16 protein-coding genes, 1 rRNA gene and 1 pseudogene are annotated in these 17,751 nt (G+C 61.3%); 14 read left to right on the top strand and 4 right to left on the bottom strand.

What is annotated here, in order from left to right; all coding sequences use genetic code 11:
* Positions 1-225 precede the first annotated feature (225 nt).
* The 4 genes and pseudogenes from FFS60_RS29075 to FFS60_RS17120 all read left to right on the top strand — a co-directional run.
* Positions 226-408: pseudogene (locus tag FFS60_RS29075) on the top strand (hemin-degrading factor); the annotation flags it as partial.
* 301 nt (positions 409-709) lie between these two features.
* Entirely contained in the window at positions 710-1,693 is a 984-nt protein-coding gene (locus FFS60_RS17130) for an iron ABC transporter permease (RefSeq protein WP_162144826.1), read from the top strand.
* Complete coding sequence (locus FFS60_RS17125) at positions 1,693-2,460, top strand: heme ABC transporter ATP-binding protein (RefSeq protein WP_028630041.1); 768 nt, start codon at positions 1,693-1,695, stop codon at positions 2,458-2,460. The genes FFS60_RS17130 and FFS60_RS17125 overlap by 1 nt, the downstream gene beginning before the upstream one ends.
* A gap of 17 nt (positions 2,461-2,477) precedes the next feature.
* Positions 2,478-3,362 (top strand): ChaN family lipoprotein, encoded by an 885-nt coding sequence (locus tag FFS60_RS17120; RefSeq protein WP_137822635.1) that lies wholly within the window; start codon positions 2,478-2,480, stop codon positions 3,360-3,362.
* 440 nt (positions 3,363-3,802) lie between these two features.
* Here FFS60_RS17120 and FFS60_RS17110 read toward each other — a convergent pair whose 3' ends face one another.
* The 3 genes from FFS60_RS17110 to FFS60_RS17100 all read right to left on the bottom strand — a co-directional run bounded on the left by FFS60_RS17110 (position 3,803) and on the right by FFS60_RS17100 (position 6,836).
* Positions 3,803-4,603: a Crp/Fnr family transcriptional regulator gene (locus tag FFS60_RS17110; RefSeq protein ID WP_028630043.1), complete on the bottom strand. Its 801-nt coding sequence runs from the start codon at positions 4,601-4,603 to the stop codon at positions 3,803-3,805.
* 105 nt (positions 4,604-4,708) lie between these two features.
* Positions 4,709-4,981: a TfoX/Sxy family protein gene (locus FFS60_RS17105; RefSeq protein ID WP_028630044.1), complete on the bottom strand. Its 273-nt coding sequence runs from the start codon at positions 4,979-4,981 to the stop codon at positions 4,709-4,711.
* A gap of 295 nt (positions 4,982-5,276) precedes the next feature.
* Complete coding sequence (locus FFS60_RS17100; RefSeq protein ID WP_028630045.1) at positions 5,277-6,836, bottom strand: bifunctional aminoglycoside phosphotransferase/ATP-binding protein; 1,560 nt, start codon at positions 6,834-6,836, stop codon at positions 5,277-5,279.
* A gap of 115 nt (positions 6,837-6,951) precedes the next feature.
* Here FFS60_RS17100 and mrcB point away from each other — a divergent pair, with 115 nt between their 5' ends.
* The 3 genes from mrcB to FFS60_RS17085 are packed head-to-tail and all read left to right on the top strand — an operon-like array spanning position 6,952 to position 10,380.
* A complete protein-coding gene (gene mrcB / locus FFS60_RS17095; RefSeq protein WP_137822634.1) occupies positions 6,952-9,270 on the top strand; it encodes a penicillin-binding protein 1B in 2,319 nt (772 codons plus the stop codon).
* 16 nt (positions 9,271-9,286) lie between these two features.
* Positions 9,287-10,051, top strand: a complete 765-nt coding sequence (locus FFS60_RS17090; RefSeq protein ID WP_028630047.1) for a M48 family metallopeptidase — start codon at positions 9,287-9,289, stop codon at positions 10,049-10,051.
* On the top strand, positions 10,051-10,380 hold the full coding sequence (locus FFS60_RS17085; protein WP_028630048.1) for a YqcC family protein: 330 nt from the start codon (positions 10,051-10,053) through the stop codon (positions 10,378-10,380). The genes FFS60_RS17090 and FFS60_RS17085 overlap by 1 nt, the downstream gene beginning before the upstream one ends.
* Before the next feature lie 9 nt (positions 10,381-10,389).
* On the opposite strand, the gene FFS60_RS17080 is transcribed toward FFS60_RS17085, so the two are convergent.
* Positions 10,390-10,848 carry a DUF4124 domain-containing protein gene (locus FFS60_RS17080; protein ID WP_137822633.1) on the bottom strand — a complete coding sequence of 153 codons (459 nt, stop codon included), beginning with the start codon at positions 10,846-10,848 and terminating at the stop codon, positions 10,390-10,392.
* A gap of 409 nt (positions 10,849-11,257) precedes the next feature.
* On the opposite strand from FFS60_RS17080, the gene FFS60_RS17075 reads away from it, so the two are divergent.
* From FFS60_RS17075 to FFS60_RS17040, 7 genes are all read left to right on the top strand, one after another.
* Positions 11,258-12,982, top strand: a complete 1,725-nt coding sequence (locus tag FFS60_RS17075; protein WP_137822632.1) for an acetolactate synthase 3 large subunit — start codon at positions 11,258-11,260, stop codon at positions 12,980-12,982.
* 2 nt (positions 12,983-12,984) lie between these two features.
* Positions 12,985-13,476, top strand: coding sequence for an acetolactate synthase small subunit (gene ilvN, locus FFS60_RS17070; protein WP_028630051.1), 492 nt, complete (start codon positions 12,985-12,987; stop codon positions 13,474-13,476).
* A 44-nt stretch (positions 13,477-13,520) separates the two neighbouring features.
* Positions 13,521-14,537, top strand: coding sequence for a ketol-acid reductoisomerase (ilvC, locus tag FFS60_RS17065; protein ID WP_028630052.1), 1,017 nt, complete (start codon positions 13,521-13,523; stop codon positions 14,535-14,537).
* A gap of 143 nt (positions 14,538-14,680) precedes the next feature.
* Entirely contained in the window at positions 14,681-15,496 is an 816-nt protein-coding gene (pssA, locus tag FFS60_RS17060) for a CDP-diacylglycerol--serine O-phosphatidyltransferase (RefSeq protein ID WP_028630053.1), read from the top strand.
* Between the two features lie 60 nt (positions 15,497-15,556).
* Positions 15,557-16,561 (top strand): protein-methionine-sulfoxide reductase catalytic subunit MsrP, encoded by a 1,005-nt coding sequence (gene msrP, locus FFS60_RS17055; RefSeq protein WP_137822631.1) that lies wholly within the window; start codon positions 15,557-15,559, stop codon positions 16,559-16,561.
* Positions 16,561-17,193 (top strand): protein-methionine-sulfoxide reductase heme-binding subunit MsrQ, encoded by a 633-nt coding sequence (gene msrQ / locus FFS60_RS17050; protein WP_028630055.1) that lies wholly within the window; start codon positions 16,561-16,563, stop codon positions 17,191-17,193. Before msrP ends, msrQ begins: the two co-directional genes overlap by 1 nt.
* Positions 17,194-17,675: 482 nt before the next feature.
* Positions 17,676-17,751, top strand: a 16S ribosomal RNA gene (locus FFS60_RS17040); the annotation flags it as partial.

The following is a 17,751-nucleotide window of genomic DNA, read 5'->3' as shown; positions in this document are numbered from 1 at the left end:
GGCAGGCGTGCATTATCGCGCGCCGCCGTGGCTTGCCAAGAGGGGCACATCCGTGTGCTGAAGGAATCAGATCTCCCAGACCAGGTTGACCGAGGCGTTGCGGCCCGGCTGGGTGTAGCGGCCCAAGCTGCGGCTGTTGGCGTCCAGACCCTGGACGTCGCCCCACTGCCAGTACTGCTTGTCGGTCAGGTTGAACAGGCCGGCGTTCACCGAGAAGGCATCGGTCAGACTGCCGGCGTTACCGAGCTGTGGCGCGTGCGCAAGCCCCGCACCGATGGCGTGATTACCAGTTGGTAAGCCTTCGATGCCGAAGGACAATTGGTCGTGCAATTGTTCGGCGTGCGCAAAGCCGGTATTCCGGAGTGCGAGGATTGGCGAGCACTGGCGGAATCGGCACCGGCGCTTTGAGGTCGTGCAGCCTGAGGCGCCTGGCGCCCTGATCCAGGTCAACGCACTGTCAGAGTAGGGCGTTGGCTTTTCCCGCATTCAGCGATGGAGTTGTTTTCGATGCGTCTCGCCGTTCTAGCCAGCCTTTGCGCAGGCATCCTGCTTTCTCTCCAGGCCTTGGGCCGCGCCTGCCTAATGTCATGGCCGCGCTGTCCGCAGGCTTCTATCCTTCGGCTCCGGCCCTGACCGAGAAAAGCCTGAGCCAGCCATGACTGCATCTCTTCACTCCCGCCCACTGTTCATCGCCCTGGTCGTCCTGCTGCTGTTAGCGCTTTGGCTGTCGCTGGCGCTGGGGCCGGTCAGCCTGCCACTGGGCGAGACCGTACGCGCGGCAATGCGCTTGGCTGGCCTGCCGTTATCCGGTGAGGGGCTGGAGCAGGCCGAGCTGATCCTTGGGCAGATACGCCTCCCGCGCACCCTGCTCGGGCTTGCGGTAGGCGCCGTGCTGGCGTTGTCCGGCGTTGCCATGCAGGGGTTGTTTCGCAACCCGCTGGCGGACCCGGGGCTGGTTGGGGTGTCCAGCGGCGCAGCATTGGGTGGGGCTGTGGCCATTGTCGGTGGCACCGCGTTGGGTGGATTGCCAGAGGCATTTGCCCCCTACCTGCTGTCCATTTGCGCCTTTGCCGGCGGGCTGGGCGTGACGTTGCTGGTCTATCGCCTGGGGCGTCACGACGGGCAGACCAGCGTAGCGACCATGCTGCTCGCCGGGATCGCCCTGACCGCACTGTCCGGGGCGGTGATCGGCCTGTTCACCTACCTGGCTGATGACGCGACCCTGCGCAGCCTGACCTTCTGGAACATGGGCAGCCTCAACGGTGCCAGTTATTCGAGGCTCTGGCCGCTGTTGATCGTGACACTGTTCGTGGTTTTCTGGCTGCCGCGTCGGGCCAAGGCACTGAATGCCATGCTGCTGGGGGAGTCCGAGGCCCGTCACCTGGGCTTCGATGTGGAGCGACTGAAGCGCGAGCTGGTTCTCTGCACTGCCCTGGGTGTGGGGGCTGCGGTGGCGGCGGCTGGGTTGATCGGCTTCATCGGTCTGGTTGTGCCGCACCTGGTACGCCTGGTTGCCGGGCCGGATCATCGGGTCCTGCTGCCGGCTTCGGCCCTGGCCGGGGCTAGCCTGATGCTGCTGGCCGACCTGGCGGCGCGCCTGGTACTGGCGCCAGCCGAACTGCCCATCGGCATCGTTACAGCACTGATCGGCGCGCCGTTCTTCCTCTATCTGCTGGTGCGAGGTCGCCCCTGATGCTGCGCGTGGAACAACTGGACGTGCTGCGAGGCAGCAAACAAGTACTCACAGGCGTCGATCTGGCGCTGCAGCCCGGCGAGGTGCTTGGGGTACTCGGCCCCAATGGTGCCGGCAAGAGCACCTTGCTAGGTGCCTTGTGCGGTGAGGTGCCGGCTGCCGCCGGAGCGGTCAGCCTTGACGGCCGTGCCCTGGGCGACTGGAACGGGCCGCAGCGTGCGCGACGCCTGGCCGTGCTGCCACAAAGCTCGACCCTGAACTTTGCCTTCCGCGTCGAGGAGGTCGTGGCCATGGGGCGTATGCCTCACGACACCGGACGCGAACGGGATGCCGAAGTCATCGCGCAGGCGCTGCACGCGGCGGATGCCAGTCATCTGGCCGGTCGCAGCTACCTGGCGCTTTCCGGTGGTGAGCGCCAGCGCGTGCACCTGGCGCGGGTGCTGGCGCAGCTCTGGCCCGGGGGCAGCGGGCAAATACTGCTGCTGGACGAACCCACCTCGATGCTTGACCCGCTGCACCAGCACACCACCTTGCAGGCCGTGCGGGGGTTTGCCGAGCGTGGCGTGGCAGTGCTGGTGATTCTCCATGACCTGAACCTGGCTGCGCGCTATTGCGATCGGCTGCTGTTGCTCGCCGACGGTCGCCCCTATGTGCTGGGCACGCCGGAGCAGGTACTCCAAGCCGAGCCGCTCAAGGCCGTGTTCGGTCTGGAGGTGCTGGTGCAGCGCCATCCGGAACGCGGCCATCCCCTGATCGTTGCACGTTGATCGAACAAGGATTTTCCATGCGTCTTCGCCTGCTTCCCCTCTTCGGCCTGCTGGCCGCCTGCCAGAGCCTGCCGCCACTGCCCGAGTGGCAAAGTCCCGAGGGTCGGGACAACCTTGAGCTGGGCGTGATCCGCGACCTGCGCAGCGGCGAGCAACTGACCCCGGAGCAACTCTTGGAACGGCTTGCCGCCCCACCGCGGGTGCTGGTTGGCGAGCAGCACGACAACCCGGACCATCATGCCCTGCAGCTCTGGTTGCTGCAGGGGTTGGAAGCGCGACGACCCCAGGGCAGTCTGTTGCTGGAAATGCTCGAGCCCGAACAGCAGGCAAAGGTGGATGCTGTGCGCAAGGGCTCACTGCCGGCGGATCTGTCTGAGGCCCTGGCCTGGCAGAAAAACTGGAGCTGGGAGCTTTATGGCCCGATCGTCCGCCATGCCCTGGCTCAACCCTACCCGCTGCTCGCGGCCAATCTCGACCGCAGCGAAATCAAGCGCATCTACAAGGAGCGTCCGGTCCTGCAGGGTGAGCAGTCCACCGCGGAGACAGTGCGCGGGCCATTGCTGGAGCAGATCCGGGAGTCCCACTGCGGCCTGCTGCCGGAATCCCAGATGCCGGCAATGCTTGCGGTGCAGCAGCAACGTGACCGGCGCATGGCGGAGCGGTTGTTGGCGGCGCACACCCCGGCAGTGCTGTTCGCGGGGGCTTTCCATGTGCGTCGTGATCTGGGAGTGCCTTTGCACTTGGCCGACCTGGGCAAGGCCGAGGGGAATGCGGTGTTGATCTTCTCGGAGGTGGGTAAACCGGTGGAGCAGGGCGCGGCCGACTACGTCTGGTACACCGCCGCTTTGCCGCCCATCGATCACTGCGCGGGTATGCGCCAGAAAATTCCGGCCGCGCGCTAGGCTCTGTACGAAAAGTGCCTGCGGGCTTCGCGCGTGATGCAGCGTTGGAATCGGCCCCGAGCGCGACTCCGATCAGAATACTCATTTACAAAGCGTAAACTGCGCTTCTTCGGCCGATTTCGCCTTGCCTGACCTTCGCTCGACGACTTTTCGTACAAAACTTCGGCGCTGACAAGCAGGTTGCATTCGGATTTGCTGAATCTCAGGTAAAAAAAGACCCGGCAATTTGCCGGGTCTAAAACCGTGATTAGCCTGATGAGGAGATAACCTGAAGAGTCCGACTGCTTGGCCTCCCAGCTTACCGGCTGATCTCGCGATCAGTTACTGAAATAATAACAATTCTCATTTTCAAGTCAAGCATCGGTTCGCCTTTCCCTTTTCGTCTCGTTTGCCGGCCCCTGAAAGCAAGAACCCGGCTTTGCGCCGGGTTCTTGCGGGGATCAAACCCTTTCGGGGGACAGCCGTAGCTGGGTGACCTCTTTATTCAGCAGGTCGATGCGCCGCGCCATGCTCTCGATCAGGCTGTGAGCAATGCGCGGATTGCTTTGCATCAGGCTGAGGAACTGTTCCTTGGGAATCACCATCACGGTGCAGGGCTCACTGGCCACCACTGTGGCGCTGCGCCGTTCCCGGGTGAATACCGCCATGGCCCCGAAGATCTCATCCTTCTGGACATCGCCCACCTTTTGTCCATCGACGAAGGCCTCTGCATGACCCTCGATGATGATGAAGACATGGTCCGCCTCGTCCCCCTGGTGGATAAGCTCCTCTCCCCCGGAGAAGTGCTGGAAGCCGGTGGAGGGGCGCACGTCCGGCTGCTTCAGGCGAGCGACGGCATCCGAGAGCAGGGCGGTATGGCCTACCAGGTACTGGATGAACAGCTCCTGGCGCTTTTCGTTGCCGTAGATGTGTTTGAACACTTCGTTGCGGCTGAACGGCATCAGGCTGATGGGTTCGTCACTGCTGTAGCGGCAGGAAGGCAGGTCGATGCCCTGACGCAGGCCGACCAGGTCGCCCTCCTGCAGGTAGAAAAGGGGGCGTTCATCGACGATGGCGTGGATCAGGCCGTTCTCGATCAGGAACAGCTGGTTGGCAGGCAGCAAGGGTGAAAGGTCTTCGACTTGTTCCAGGCGTACCGCGGGGCCGCTTGGTTCCAGACCATCGAGCAGCTGCCCGGGGATGCTCTGCAGTCTGTTGATCAGCTGGTCGGCGTAGGCCGGTTGCTCCCCGAGTAGGTACATGGCAGTAATTCCTTGAACTGACTGGAATGGCGTCGCACACGAAGGTCCCTGAAACAATAGGGACCTTGTCTTGGCTCGTAAATCTCTCTTGGCGGAGGTTGTGAGCTAGCTCTTGTTGTGGACGCCCGGAGTGTCCAGTTGATGGTTCAATTCTGCCTTGTGGCCAGGTGTCAGGTCGTTCCAGTGGATGTCCAGCAGGGCGCCCTCAATGGCGTAGAGCAGCACTTTGGAGGCTCTGAAGCCGCGTGCCCGAACCGCCTTGTAGGCACTGACGGCACCGAGCCGGCGCAGGTCGGAAGCGCTGTGTATGCCGACGGCATGCAGCCATTGTGCTGAAGTCTTGCCCAGATTTTTCATGTGTTGCAGTTCGTCGTTCATCGAGCCTCCTTGCGATGGATTGGGCACGAGAGGGACAGTGCTGTGGATAAGTGTAGCGGCCATTCGCAGTGCGTGGCCTTGTGCTATCGCTGCATCCTCGCGCGCTCCCTGCACGGAAAACGATCACTGCTGATGCGATAGGGACATTCCTGTTCGCGTCTTCCGGGCACAGGCATTAACTGGCCGGTGAGAAAGTGTCGGCGAATGGGAGATGGACTCCGGCTGCTCGGCTGAGAGTGACTCAGCCGGCAGTATAGAAGCCGCGACGGATGTTGCCCGGCGCGATAGAGGCGGGTCAGACGCCTGGCAGGTGCTGGCGGATGAGCTCCACCAGGCCGTCCAGGCTTGCGGCCTGGTTGGTGTCGATGCGCTTGCTCTGGAGCAGTTCGCTTGCATCCAGGGGCTCGCGGCTGGCCAGTTGTGCGCGTACCACGTCCATGGTGGCATCGGACGGGTCACCGCCCTCGGCTTGGCGTTGCGCCAGCCAGGCTTCGATCACCGCTTCTGGTGCGTGGCAGTCGAGGATCAGGAAAGGCGTACCGGTTTCTTCGGCGACCTTGTGCGCGGCCTGGCGTTGTTCCTGTTTGAGGAAGGTGGCGTCGATGACCACGGGGAATCCGGCATGCAGCGCGACCTCCGCCAACTGGTTCAGGCGCTCGTACGTAGCGATGCTGGCGTCCGCGTCATAGATGCCGCTCTGCAGGCCTTCGATGCCTTGCTGCTGCTCGCCGAACAGGCGCTTGCGTTCGACGTCCGAGCGCAGGCGTATGGCGCCCAGGGCTTCCACCAGGCGCAGTGCCACATGGCTTTTGCCCGAGGCGGATACACCACAGGTGATGGCCAGGAAGGGCGAAGGGATGGCGCAGTAACTTTCGGCCAGACCGGCATAGTTACGGTATTGGCGGACGGTGGCGGCCTTCTGTACTGCATCGGCCTGGTGGGCCAGGCTGAACAGGGCGATCTTGGCACGCACGAGGGCGCGATAGGCCTTGTAGAAATTGAGCAGTTCCAGGCCTTGGTAATCGCCGGTGAGCTCCAGGTAGTGGCTGACCAGGCGACGGGAAAGGGATTTGAGTCCGCGATCTTCCAAGTCCATGGCGATGAAGGCGATATCGGCGTAGACGTCAGTGAAGCGGAAGGGCTCGTTGAATTCGATGCAGTCGAACACCACGACTTCATCGTTGATCAAGGTGGCATTGCCCAAGTGAATGTCACCGTGGCACTCGCGAATGAAGCCTTCCTGCTTGCGTCGCGCCAGCAGCGGCTTGAGTCGCTCGTGGCTGCTTTCAGCCCAGGCCTCCAGCGCGTCCAGTTGTTGCAGGTCGGCCTTGTCGCTCAGCAGCGGACGGATCTGCTCGAAGTTCTGGCGAACCGGCATCATAACGGCGTCAGGAGTGCCCAGCGGGTGGTCGATGGTCACTTTCGGAGCGGCCAGGTGGAAGCTGGCGATCCGCTCGGCCAACGCATCGATGTGGGCAGGGCTCAGCTCGCCGCGGGCCTGCAGCGCGCTGAGCAGGTTTTCCTGCGGGAACTGGCGCATCTTGAGCACATACTCGATGGCCGGGCCTTTTCCTCCGATCTGCGGGGATTCAACGCTGCCGGTGATTGGCAGCACTTCCAGGTAGAGGTCATGGGTCAGGCGCTGGTTGAGGCGCAGCTCTTCTTCGCAGAAATGTCGGCGGTCTTCGAGGTTGGTGAAGTCGAGGAAGCCGAAGTTCACCGGCTTCTTCACCTTGTACACGTAGCTGCCGGTCAGCAGTACCCAGGATATGTGCGTCTCGATCACCTGGAACCCGTCCACCGCGTGGGGGTAAAGGGCGGGATTCTGCAGGGCGGCTAGCAGGGACTGGCTCACGGGCATTCCTTGTTCTGTCTCTGTGGAAGACCGGCATTATCGCCTCTGTGCGCCGGCCTGCAAACCGTCAGGGCGTGCCTGTTGGCTGTGGATAAAGTGCGTATAATGCGCCGCCATGACACGTCCCCGATCCCCCAAATCCCGCTCAAAACGCCGTTCTAGCGGCCTTCGCCCATGGCTGGGCTGGGCCTTCAAACTGGGTCTCGTAGGCCTGGTGGTGCTGGCCGGTTTCGCTATCTACCTCGATGCCGTGGTGCAGGAGAAGTTCTCCGGCAAGCGCTGGACGGTGCCGGCCAAAGTCTATGCCCGTCCACTGGAACTGTTCGTCGGGCTGAAGCTGTCGAAGGACGACTTCCTGAAGGAACTGGATGCCCTGGGCTATCGCCGCGAGAGCCTGTCCAATGGCCCGGGTGCCGCTTCGGTGTCGGGTAACAACGTCGAGCTGAACACTCGCGGCTTCCAGTTCTATGAAGGCGCCGAGCCGGCCCAGCGTGTGCGTGTGCGCTTCTCCGGCGACTACGTGGCAGGCCTGACCCAGGCCAGCGGCGCCGATCTGGCGGTGGCCCGCCTGGAGCCCCTGCTGATCGGCGGTCTCTATCCTGCCCACCATGAAGATCGTGTGCTGATCAAGCTGGACCAAGTGCCGGCGTACATGGTGGAAACCCTGGTGGCGACAGAAGACCGCGAGTTCTTCAACCATCACGGTGTGTCTCTCAAGTCCATCGCCCGTGCCTTCTGGATCAACGCGACCGCCGGCGAGCTTCGCCAGGGCGGAAGCACCCTGACCCAGCAGTTGGTCAAGAACTTCTACCTGACCAGCGAGCGCACCATCTCCCGCAAGGCTACGGAAGCCATGATGGCCGTGCTGCTGGAGCTACATTACGACAAGCGTGAAATCCTCGAAGCCTACCTCAACGAGGTGTTCCTCGGTCAGGATGGCCAGCGCGCCATCCATGGCTTCGGCCTTGCCAGCCAGTACTTCTTCAGCCAGCCGCTGGCGGAGCTCAAGCTGCACCAGATCGCTCTGCTGGTGGGCATGGTCAAGGGACCGTCCTACTACAACCCGCGTCGCTTCCCGGAGCGCGCGCTGGAGCGCCGCAATCTGGTGATCGATCTGCTGGCCGAGCAGGGTGTGGTCACCCCCGAGGAGGCGGCTGCCGCCAAGCAGAGGCCGCTTGGCGTGACACGGCGCGGCAGTCTGGCTGACAGCTCCTACCCAGCCTTCCTCGACTTGGTGAAGCGCCAGTTGCGTGAGGACTATCGCGAGGAAGACCTGACCGAAGAGGGGCTGCGCATTTTCACCAGCTTCGACCCCATCCTGCAGTCCAAGGCGGAAACCGCACTGAGCGAGACCCTGAAGCGCCTTTCCGGGCGCAAGGGCGTGGATCAGGTGGAATCGGCCATGGTCGTGAGCAATCCGGAAACCGGTGAGATCCAGGCGCTTATCGGCAGCCGACAGCCACGCTTCGCTGGCTTCAACCGCGCGGTAGATGCGGTGCGGCCCATTGGTTCGCTGATCAAGCCGGCCGTGTACCTTACTGCTCTGGAGCGCCCGAGTCAGTACACCCTGACCAGTTGGGTTGCCGACGAACCCTTTTCTGTGAAGGGGCAGGATGGCCAGGTGTGGCGTCCGCAGAACTACGATCGCCGCGCCCACGGCACCATTTACCTGTATCAGGGGCTGGCCAATTCCTACAACTTGTCGACCGCCAAGCTCGGCCTGGAACTGGGCGTGCCCAATGTGCTCAAAACCCTTGAGAGACTGGGTGTTTCCCGCGAGTGGCCGGCTTATCCCTCGATGCTCCTCGGTGCTGGCGCGCTGAGCCCGATGGAAGTGGCGACCATGTACCAGACCCTGGCAAACGGTGGTTTCAATACACCGTTGCGGGGGATTCGCAGTGTGCTGACTGCCGAGGGTGAGCCGCTCAAGCGCTATCCCTTCCAGATCCAGCAACGCTTCGATCCGGGTGCCATCTATCTGGTGCAGAACGCCATGCAGCGAGTCATGCGCGAAGGTACTGCGCGGTCGGTGTACAGCCAGCTGCCATCGTCCCTGACACTGGCGGGCAAGACCGGCACCACGAACGACTCGCGGGACAGCTGGTTCGCCGGCTTCAGTCAGGATCTGCTGGCAGTGGTCTGGCTGGGGCGCGATGATAACGGCAAGACGCCGCTGACTGGCGCCACCGGTGCGCTGCAGGTCTGGACCAGCTTCATGCGCAAGGCTGACCCGCTGCCGCTGGACATGCCCATGCCGGACAACGTGGTGCAAGCGTGGATCGACCCGCACAGTGGTCAGGGTTCTGACCCGAGTTGCCCGGGCGCAGTCCAGATGCCCTACATTCGTGGCAGTGAACCTGCCCCTGGCGCAGCTTGCGGCATGGGCGCACCCGTGGACTCGGTCATGGACTGGGTTCGTGGTTGGATGCAATGAACCGAGAGGATGAAAAGTGAGTAAAGCCTGGATTCCTGCCCTTGCGGCAGCCGCTCTGCTGGCAGGTTGTGCCACCCCGCAGCGAGGCGCCATTCCCGTGGTTGACTCCGGTGCGCCCTTGTCTGAACTGGAACAGGGAACCTCCAACCGCGGTGGCTACAATCAGACGCCCGCCGCCCCGCGCAGCGTGCCCGAAGATTCCGGCGTGGTGGTGATGGTGCCTGGTGCCGCCTCCGGCGCACCCATTGCGGCGCCGGCGTCCAGCGCGCCCATCAGCGGCAGTATCACCAGCGGCGGAATTACCCCCGGTCCAATCACCACTGGCCCAACAGTGACGGCACCCAGCGCACCCGTCTATGGCTCGCCCAGCTACGGCTCTCCGAGCTATAGCGCGCCAGCGCCCATCGCTCCAAGTGGTATTCCCGGCAACGGTGGTGGATTGGCCGCCGACGAGCAGCTCGATGGCCCGGTGCTGGCGCTGCTGACCACTGCCCAGCAGCAACAAGGTAGTGGTGACCTGAATGGCGCCGCCGCCAGCCTGGAGCGTGCCCAGCGCATTGCGCCGCGTGAGCCCCAGGTGCTCTATCGCCTGGCTGAAGTACGCCTGGCCCAGGGGGATGCGGCACAGGCTGAACAGTTCGCACGCCGCGCCATGACCTATGCCAATGGGCGGCCGGCTCTGCAAGCCAGCCTGTGGGACCTGGTCGCACGCTCCCGCGACCGCCTGGGCGATCCGTCCGGCGCGGCGCTTGCGCGTGAAAAGGCCAAGGTCAATCTCTAATGGACCCGCGTTGCGTCGAAGTGGCTGACCAGCTCCTGCTCATCGAGCGGGAGTTGCGCGGTCTTGGCTGGTGGGCAGAGGTTTCGCCCAGTGCGGATGCCTTGGCCAGTCAGGCGCCGTTCTGCGTGGACACGCTGGCCTTCGAAGAGTGGCTGCAGTGGATTTTCCTGCCCCGCATGAAGGTCATTCTGGAGAATGACCTGGAGCTGCCTCACGCATCTGGCATCCGCACCATGGCGGAAGAGGCTTACCGGGAGCGGCTCACGGATGTAAGCGCGTTGCTCGACGCTTTGGGCGCTTTCGACCGGCTGATAGGTGGGACGAACTGAGGCACCGCCTCAGTTGCAATTCTCGCTGATGGCTTTTTCGGCCTCCTTCATCCGGGACTGTCGCTCTTCCTCGCTCAGGCGGCGTACTTCCCCATTCACTTCGGCACGTAGTCGCGGATTGTTCTGTAGTTGCGCCAGATTGGTGCGTATGTTTTCGCAGTACTCACGACGCTCCGCTTCTTGAGTCGCGACTTCCGCCTTCACTTTTTCGTCGATGGCCTTCTGGTCGCCCACAGGCTTGCTCTGGGGCAGCGGTGCCGCTGGCTGAGCGATTTCGCTGTCCAGACGCGGCAGGGCAGGGCGCGGCTTTGGCACTGAGGTATTCACGCTGGTGGCTTCCTGGCCTTCAGGCGGCTGGGCGCCAAAGTGGGTGACACCCTGGGCGTCCACCCATTTGTAGACCTGGCCAGCCATGGCGGACGTGCTCAATGCTAGCAGCAGGCTGGCGGCAAGAATCATGCGGTGCATGCGGTTTCCTTCTGATGGCGGAGAATCCTGCGCTAACTATAACCAAAAGCCGCCGGCCTTGATCCTGCGTCGCGTCACAGCAATCCATGCAAGATTCCGCAACGGATTACTTGACTTGTCTCGCGCTAATCCGAAGAATCCAGGGTTCGCTGTTCCAGTGGGCCGGCCGCAAGTCGGAAGCTGTAGCAGTCGATGAGGTGCACACCCGCGCCGACCTGTAACACCCGCAACGCGTTACCTCGCGCTGGGTGGGAAAGCCCCGCAACAACTCTCAGGGGCCGACCCGATGCTTGTTCAGTCAGCAGCTGACGTAGTCGGCGACCACCAGTCGCTCACGCGCTGCCTGCAAGCAAACCTATTCAGGCCGTCCGGTCGCGGGCGGTTATCTGGCGTTCTAGAGGTGAAAAACGTGGAGCTTTTATCTGGCGCTGAAATGGTCGTCCGCTCACTGCGTGACGAAGGCGTTAAGTACATCTATGGGTACCCGGGTGGTGCCCTCCTGCATATCTACGACGCCCTGTTCAAAGAAAACGATGTGACCCACATCCTGGTCCGTCATGAGCAGGCTGCTACCCATATGGCCGACGGTTACGCCCGCGCCACCGGCAAACCCGGTGTCGTGCTGGTGACCTCAGGCCCTGGCGCAACCAACGCCATCACTGGTATCGCCACTGCCTACATGGACTCCATCCCGATGGTGATCCTGTCCGGTCAGGTGCCCAGCAACATGGTCGGTACCGATGCCTTCCAGGAAACCGACATGGTCGGTATCTCCCGCCCGATCGTGAAGCACAGCTTCATCATCAAGCATCCCTCGGAAATTCCCGAGGTGATCAAGAAGGCCTTCTACATCGCCCAGTCCGGCCGTCCCGGTCCGGTCGTGGTCGACATTCCGAAGGACATGGGCGATCCGACCCAGAAGTTCGAGTACAGCTACCCGAAGAAGGTCAAGCTGCGTTCCTACAGCCCCGCAGTTCGTGGACACTCAGGTCAGATCCGCAAGGCTGCCGAGATGCTGCTGGCCTCCAAACGCCCGATCCTGTACGCCGGCGGTGGCGTCATCATGGGTAACGCATCCGAGCAGCTCACCGAACTGGCCAAGATGCTCAACCTACCGGTCACCAACACCCTGATGGGGCTGGGCGCTTTCCCGGGTTCCGATCACCAGTTCGTTGGCATGCTCGGCATGCACGGTAGCTATACCGCCAACCTGGCGATGCACCACGCCGACGTGATCCTGGCCGTTGGCGCGCGTTTCGATGACCGCGTCATCAACGGCGCCGCCAAGTTCTGCCCGAACGCCAAGATCATCCACATCGACATCGACCCGGCTTCGATCTCCAAGACCATCAAGGCCGATATCCCGATCGTGGGGCCGGTGGACAGCGTGCTGTCCGAGATGGTCGCCATCCTCAAGGAAATCGGCGAGACCCCGAACAAGGATACCGTTGCGGCCTGGTGGAAGCAGATCGATGAGTGGCGCGCTGGTGGCGACCTGTTCCCCTATGACAAGGGCGACGGCAGCATCATCAAGCCGCAGAGCGTGATCGAGACACTCTGGGAAGTGACCAAGGGCGATGCCTACATCACCTCCGACGTAGGTCAGCACCAGATGTTCGCGGCCCAGTACTACCGCTTCAACAAGCCCAATCGCTGGATCAACTCCGGTGGTCTCGGCACGATGGGCTTCGGCTTCCCGGCGGCCATGGGCATCAAGCTGAACTTCCCGGAAACCGATGTGGCCTGTGTCACTGGCGAAGGCAGTATCCAGATGAATATCCAGGAGCTGTCCACCTGCCTGCAATACGACCTGCCGGTGAAAATCGTCAACCTGAACAACGGTACGCTGGGCATGGTCCGCCAGTGGCAGGACATGCAGTACAACAGCCGTTACTCGCACTCCTACATGGAATCGCTGCCTGACTTCGTCAAGCTGGCCGAGGCCTATGGCCACGTCGGCATTCGCGTGACCGATCCGAAGGGTCTGAAGGCGAAGATGGAAGAGGCGTTTTCGCTGAAGAACCGTCTGGTGTTCCTCGACATCCAGGTCGACTCCAGTGAACACGTCTACCCGATGCAGATTCGGGATGGCGCCATGCGCGACATGTGGCTGAGCAAGACGGAGCGGACCTGAACATGCGACACATCATTTCCCTGCTGCTGGAGAACGAGCCGGGCGCACTGTCCCGCGTGGTTGGCCTCTTCTCCCAGCGCAACTACAACATCGAAAGCCTGACCGTGGCTCCGACCGAAGACCCGACCCTGTCGCGTCTGACCCTGACCACCATCGGGCACGATGAGGTGATCGAGCAGATCACCAAGAACCTCAACAAGCTGATCGAAGTGGTCAAACTGGTGAACCTGTCGGAGAGCGCCCACATCGAGCGCGAACTGATGTTGGTCAAAGTCAAGGCTACCGGCGCCCAGCGCGCCGAGGTCAAGCGCACCACCGACATCTTCCGCGGCCAGATCGTCGATGTGACGTCCAGCGTTTATACGATCCAACTGGCGGGTACCAGCGACAAGCTTGACAGCTTCATCCAGGCCATCGGCACCAGCTCGATCCTGGAAACCGTACGCAGTGGCGTCACCGGGATTTCCCGTGGCGACAAAGTGCTGACTATCTAAATATTGCGATAGGCCCGAGGGGCCCAGTTAATAGGGGTGTTTCCATGAAAGTGTATTACGACAAAGACTGTGACCTCTCGATCATCCAGGGCAAGAAAGTTGCCATCATCGGTTACGGTTCCCAGGGCCATGCTCATGCCTGCAACCTGAAAGACTCCGGTGTCGACGTAACCGTCGGCCTGCGCGCTGGCTCTGCCACCGTTGCCAAGGCTCAAGCCCATGGTCTGACCGTCAAGAGCGTGCCTGAAGCCGTTGCCGCCGCCGACCTGGTGATGATCCTGACCCCGGACGAGTTCCAGTCCAAGCTGTACAAGGAAGAAGTCGAGCCGAACCTGAAGAAGGGTGCCACCCTGGCCTTCGCCCACGGCTTCGCCATTCACTACAACCAGGTTGTACCGCGTGCCGACCTCGACGTGATCATGATCGCGCCGAAAGCTCCGGGCCACACCGTTCGCTCCGAGTTCGTCAAAGGCGGCGGCATCCCTGACCTGGTAGCCGTTTACCAGGACGCCTCCGGCAACGCCAAGAATGTTGCTCTGTCCTACGCTTGCGGCGTGGGCGGCGGCCGTACCGGCATCATCGAAACCACCTTCAAGGACGAGACCGAAACCGACCTGTTCGGTGAGCAGGCTGTTCTGTGTGGCGGTTGCGTAGAGCTGGTGAAAGCCGGCTTCGAAACCCTGGTTGAAGCCGGTTACGCGCCGGAAATGGCCTACTTCGAATGCCTGCACGAACTGAAGCTGATCGTCGACCTGATGTACGAAGGCGGCATCGCCAACATGAACTACTCGATCTCCAATAACGCCGAATACGGTGAATACGTAACCGGTCCGGAGGTCATCAACGCTGAATCCCGTCAGGCCATGCGTAACGCTCTGAAGCGCATCCAGGATGGTGAATACGCGAAGATGTTCATCCAGGAAGGTGCCTCGAACTACGCTTCGATGACTGCCTACCGTCGCAACAACGCCGCTCACCCGATCGAGCAGGTCGGTGAGCGTCTGCGTGCGATGATGCCGTGGATCTCTGCCAACAAGATCGTCGACAAGACCAAGAACTAAGGTCTTATCCTGATCAGAAAGAACGCGGCCTCGGCCGCGTTCTTTCGTTATGGCGCCGGGGTTCTGGTATAAAGCCTGTTTGCCGGGCGGCGCACTCCTGAGCCCGTCCACCACATTCCGTACTCGTTGCAAGGATGTTGTTCATGAGTGAACGTCCCGAAGAGCCGAACCAGTCCACCGATAACGACAGCCTGCTGCCGATCGACGAGCACGTCGAGGAAGGCCAGGATTCGGAAGGGCGCAAGGTCCGGCATCGTGGTATCTACCTGCTGCCCAACCTGTTCACCACCGCCAATCTGTTCGCCGGCTTCTACGCCATCGTCAACGCCATGAACGGCAATTTTTCGGTGGCGGCCGCTACCGTGTTCGTTGCCATGGTGCTGGATAGTCTCGACGGTCGAGTGGCCCGCCTTACCAATACGCAGAGTGCCTTTGGTGCCGAGTACGACTCCCTGTCGGACATGGTTGCCTTCGGCGTTGCCCCGGCGCTGTTGGCCTTCGAATGGGCGTTGAGCGGCCTGGGCAGTGTCGGCCTGACTGTTGCGTTCATCTATGTGGCAGGCGCTGCACTGCGTCTGGCGCGTTTCAACACCCAGATCGGCAAGGTGGATAAGCGCTACTTCATTGGTCTGGCCAGCCCCGCGGCTGCCGGCGTGGTTGCTGGTACTGTCTGGGCCTTCAGCGATTTCGGTATCAAGGGCTCGAACATGTCGTTCATCGTTGCCCTGCTGGTCGCCCTGGCTGGCATGTTGATGGTGAGCAACATCAGGTTCTATAGCTTCAAGGATCTGGACTTGAAGGGGCGCGTACCTTTCGTGGCCATCCTGATCGTCGTGCTGGCCTTCGCCGTTGTGTTCAGCGATCCGCCGCGCATCCTCCTGCTGATCTTCCTGGCTTACGCCGCATCCGGCCCGGTGCAATACTTGCTCCAACTGCGTCGTCGCAAGCAGGTCGAGTGATGTAATTTCCTCGCGGCTCCGCAGTCTACTGGGCATCCTAGCCCGAGTTGCGGAGCCGCCATGCTGATCCAGATCCCCTCTTCGTCCGTGTGCCGCGAGCACGAAGTTACGCCCGAATCCGTCTATCTCTCCCGACGCCAACTGCTTGCAGCAACTGGTGGCCTGTTGGCCATGGCTTCGTTGCCGCTCCATGCCCGGGAAGCATCGGCCTATCCTGACGCTGAGGCTGCCCAGGCGCCGGTCTGGTTCAGCGATAAGCTCGCGAGTACCCATTGGCAGGCCGTTACTCCGGCGGATGAGGCGATTACACCCTTTCAGGATGCAACCCACTACAACAACTTCTACGAGTTCGGGACCAACAAGGGGGACCCGGCGCGTTACGCGGAGAACATGCAGGTCGAACCCTGGACGGTGCGTATCGATGGTGAAGTGGGTAAGCCTGGTACCTACTCGGTAGAGGACCTGGTCAAACCCCAAGGTCTGGAAGAGCGTATCTATCGGCTTCGTTGTGTCGAGGCGTGGTCCATGGTCATTCCTTGGCTGGGCTTTCCCTTGGCTGATTTGCTCAAGCGTGTGGAGCCAACCAGCAAGGCCAAGTTTGTCAGCTTTGAGACCCGTCTCGCGCCAGAGGAAATGGCGGGGGTGCGCTCCGGTTTCTCCCTGATCGATTGGCCCTATGTAGAAGGTTTGCGCCTGGATGAGGCGATGCATCCGCTGACCCTACTTGCCGTGGGTATGTATGGTCGCGTGCTGCCGAACCAGAATGGCGCGCCGCTGCGTCTTGTCGTGCCGTGGAAGTACGGTTTCAAGAGCATCAAGTCCATCGTTCGGATAAGTCTGGTCAGCGAACAGCCTCCTACTACGTGGCAATCCATCGCCCCGGAGGAATATGGCTTCTATTCGAACGTCAATCCTGAGGTGGATCATCCCCGCTGGAGCCAGGCCCACGAACGACGCCTTCCCAGTGGGCTGTTCAGCCCGAACATCGTGCCGACTCGTATGTTCAACGGTTATGACGAAGTGGCCAGCCTTTATAGCGGGCTGGATTTAAGGAAGTACTACTGATGCGGTTCAAACTCTGGAGGCTGTTCGTATTCCTGGTGGCGCCGATTGCGGTTGGCCTGTGGCTTTATCAGGCCTGGATTTTCGCGTTGGGGCCGGACCCGGGCAAAGTACTGGTCGATCGTCTGGGGCTGGGGGCACTCTGGTTGCTGCTCATTACCTTGTCCATGACGCCGTTGCAGAAGCTGACTGGCTGGGGTGGGTGGATTGCGGTTCGCCGGCAACTCGGGCTCTGGTGCTTCACTTATGTAGTGCTGCATATCACTGGCTATGCCGTGTTCCTTCTCGGTCTCGATATGCAGCAACTGATAATCGACCTCGGTAAGCGCCCTTACATATTCGTAGGTGCCTTGGGTTTCACTGGATTACTGGCGTTGGCGGTCACCTCCAACCGCTTCAGCATCCGCCGGCTGGGCAAACGCTGGAAGCAGCTGCACCGCCTGGTCTACGCCATCCTGGCGATAGCGCTGCTGCATATGCTCTGGGTCGTGCGGGCGGACATGGCCGAGTGGGCTGGGTACGCCACGGCTGGTGCTGTGCTGATGCTGCTGCGGTTGCCGATCGTGGAACGGTTTCTGCCCAAGGTTTTCCAGATGTTCAGGCGGCATGACAAAAAGGTTTCAATTAAGTGTTGACGGCAGAATCTGCATCCCTATAATGCGCACCTCTTCCGGCGCAGTTGCCAAGAAAAACTCCTTGTAAATCAATGAGTTAAGTGGCTGGTGAAGGTGCTGGGAGGTTCCGCTTCGCAAGGTTCGCCACTGGCGAATGAAGTTGGAAAGGAGGTGTTGACAGCGTGATTGAGCGCTGTAGAATGCGCCTCCCGCTGACGAGAAGAGAGATCGGATCGGAGGCGCAAGCGGTTGAGTAGAAAAGAGATTTTCGAAAAACAGCTTGACAGTAAGAAAGGCTGCTGTAAAATGCGCGGCCTCGGTTGAGGCGAAAGACTTGATCGAAACGCTCTTTAACAACTGAATCAAGCAATTCGTGTGGGTGCTTGTGAGGTAAGACTGATAGTCAGCTGATTATCAGCATCACAAGTAACACTCGTGAATTCGAGAGTTTATTTGCGATTGCTGGGCCAAGTTTAGGGTTTTCTCAAAACCCAAGCAGTATTGAACTGAAGAGTTTGATCATGGCTCAGATTGAACGCTGGCGGCAGGCCTAACACATGCAAGTCGAGCGGCAGCGGG

It is taken from the genome of Pseudomonas sp. D(2018) (assembly GCF_005502555.1).
Lineage (GTDB): Bacteria > Pseudomonadota > Gammaproteobacteria > Pseudomonadales > Pseudomonadaceae > Metapseudomonas > Metapseudomonas resinovorans.
This window is presented reverse-complemented; position numbering and strand designations above follow the sequence as displayed.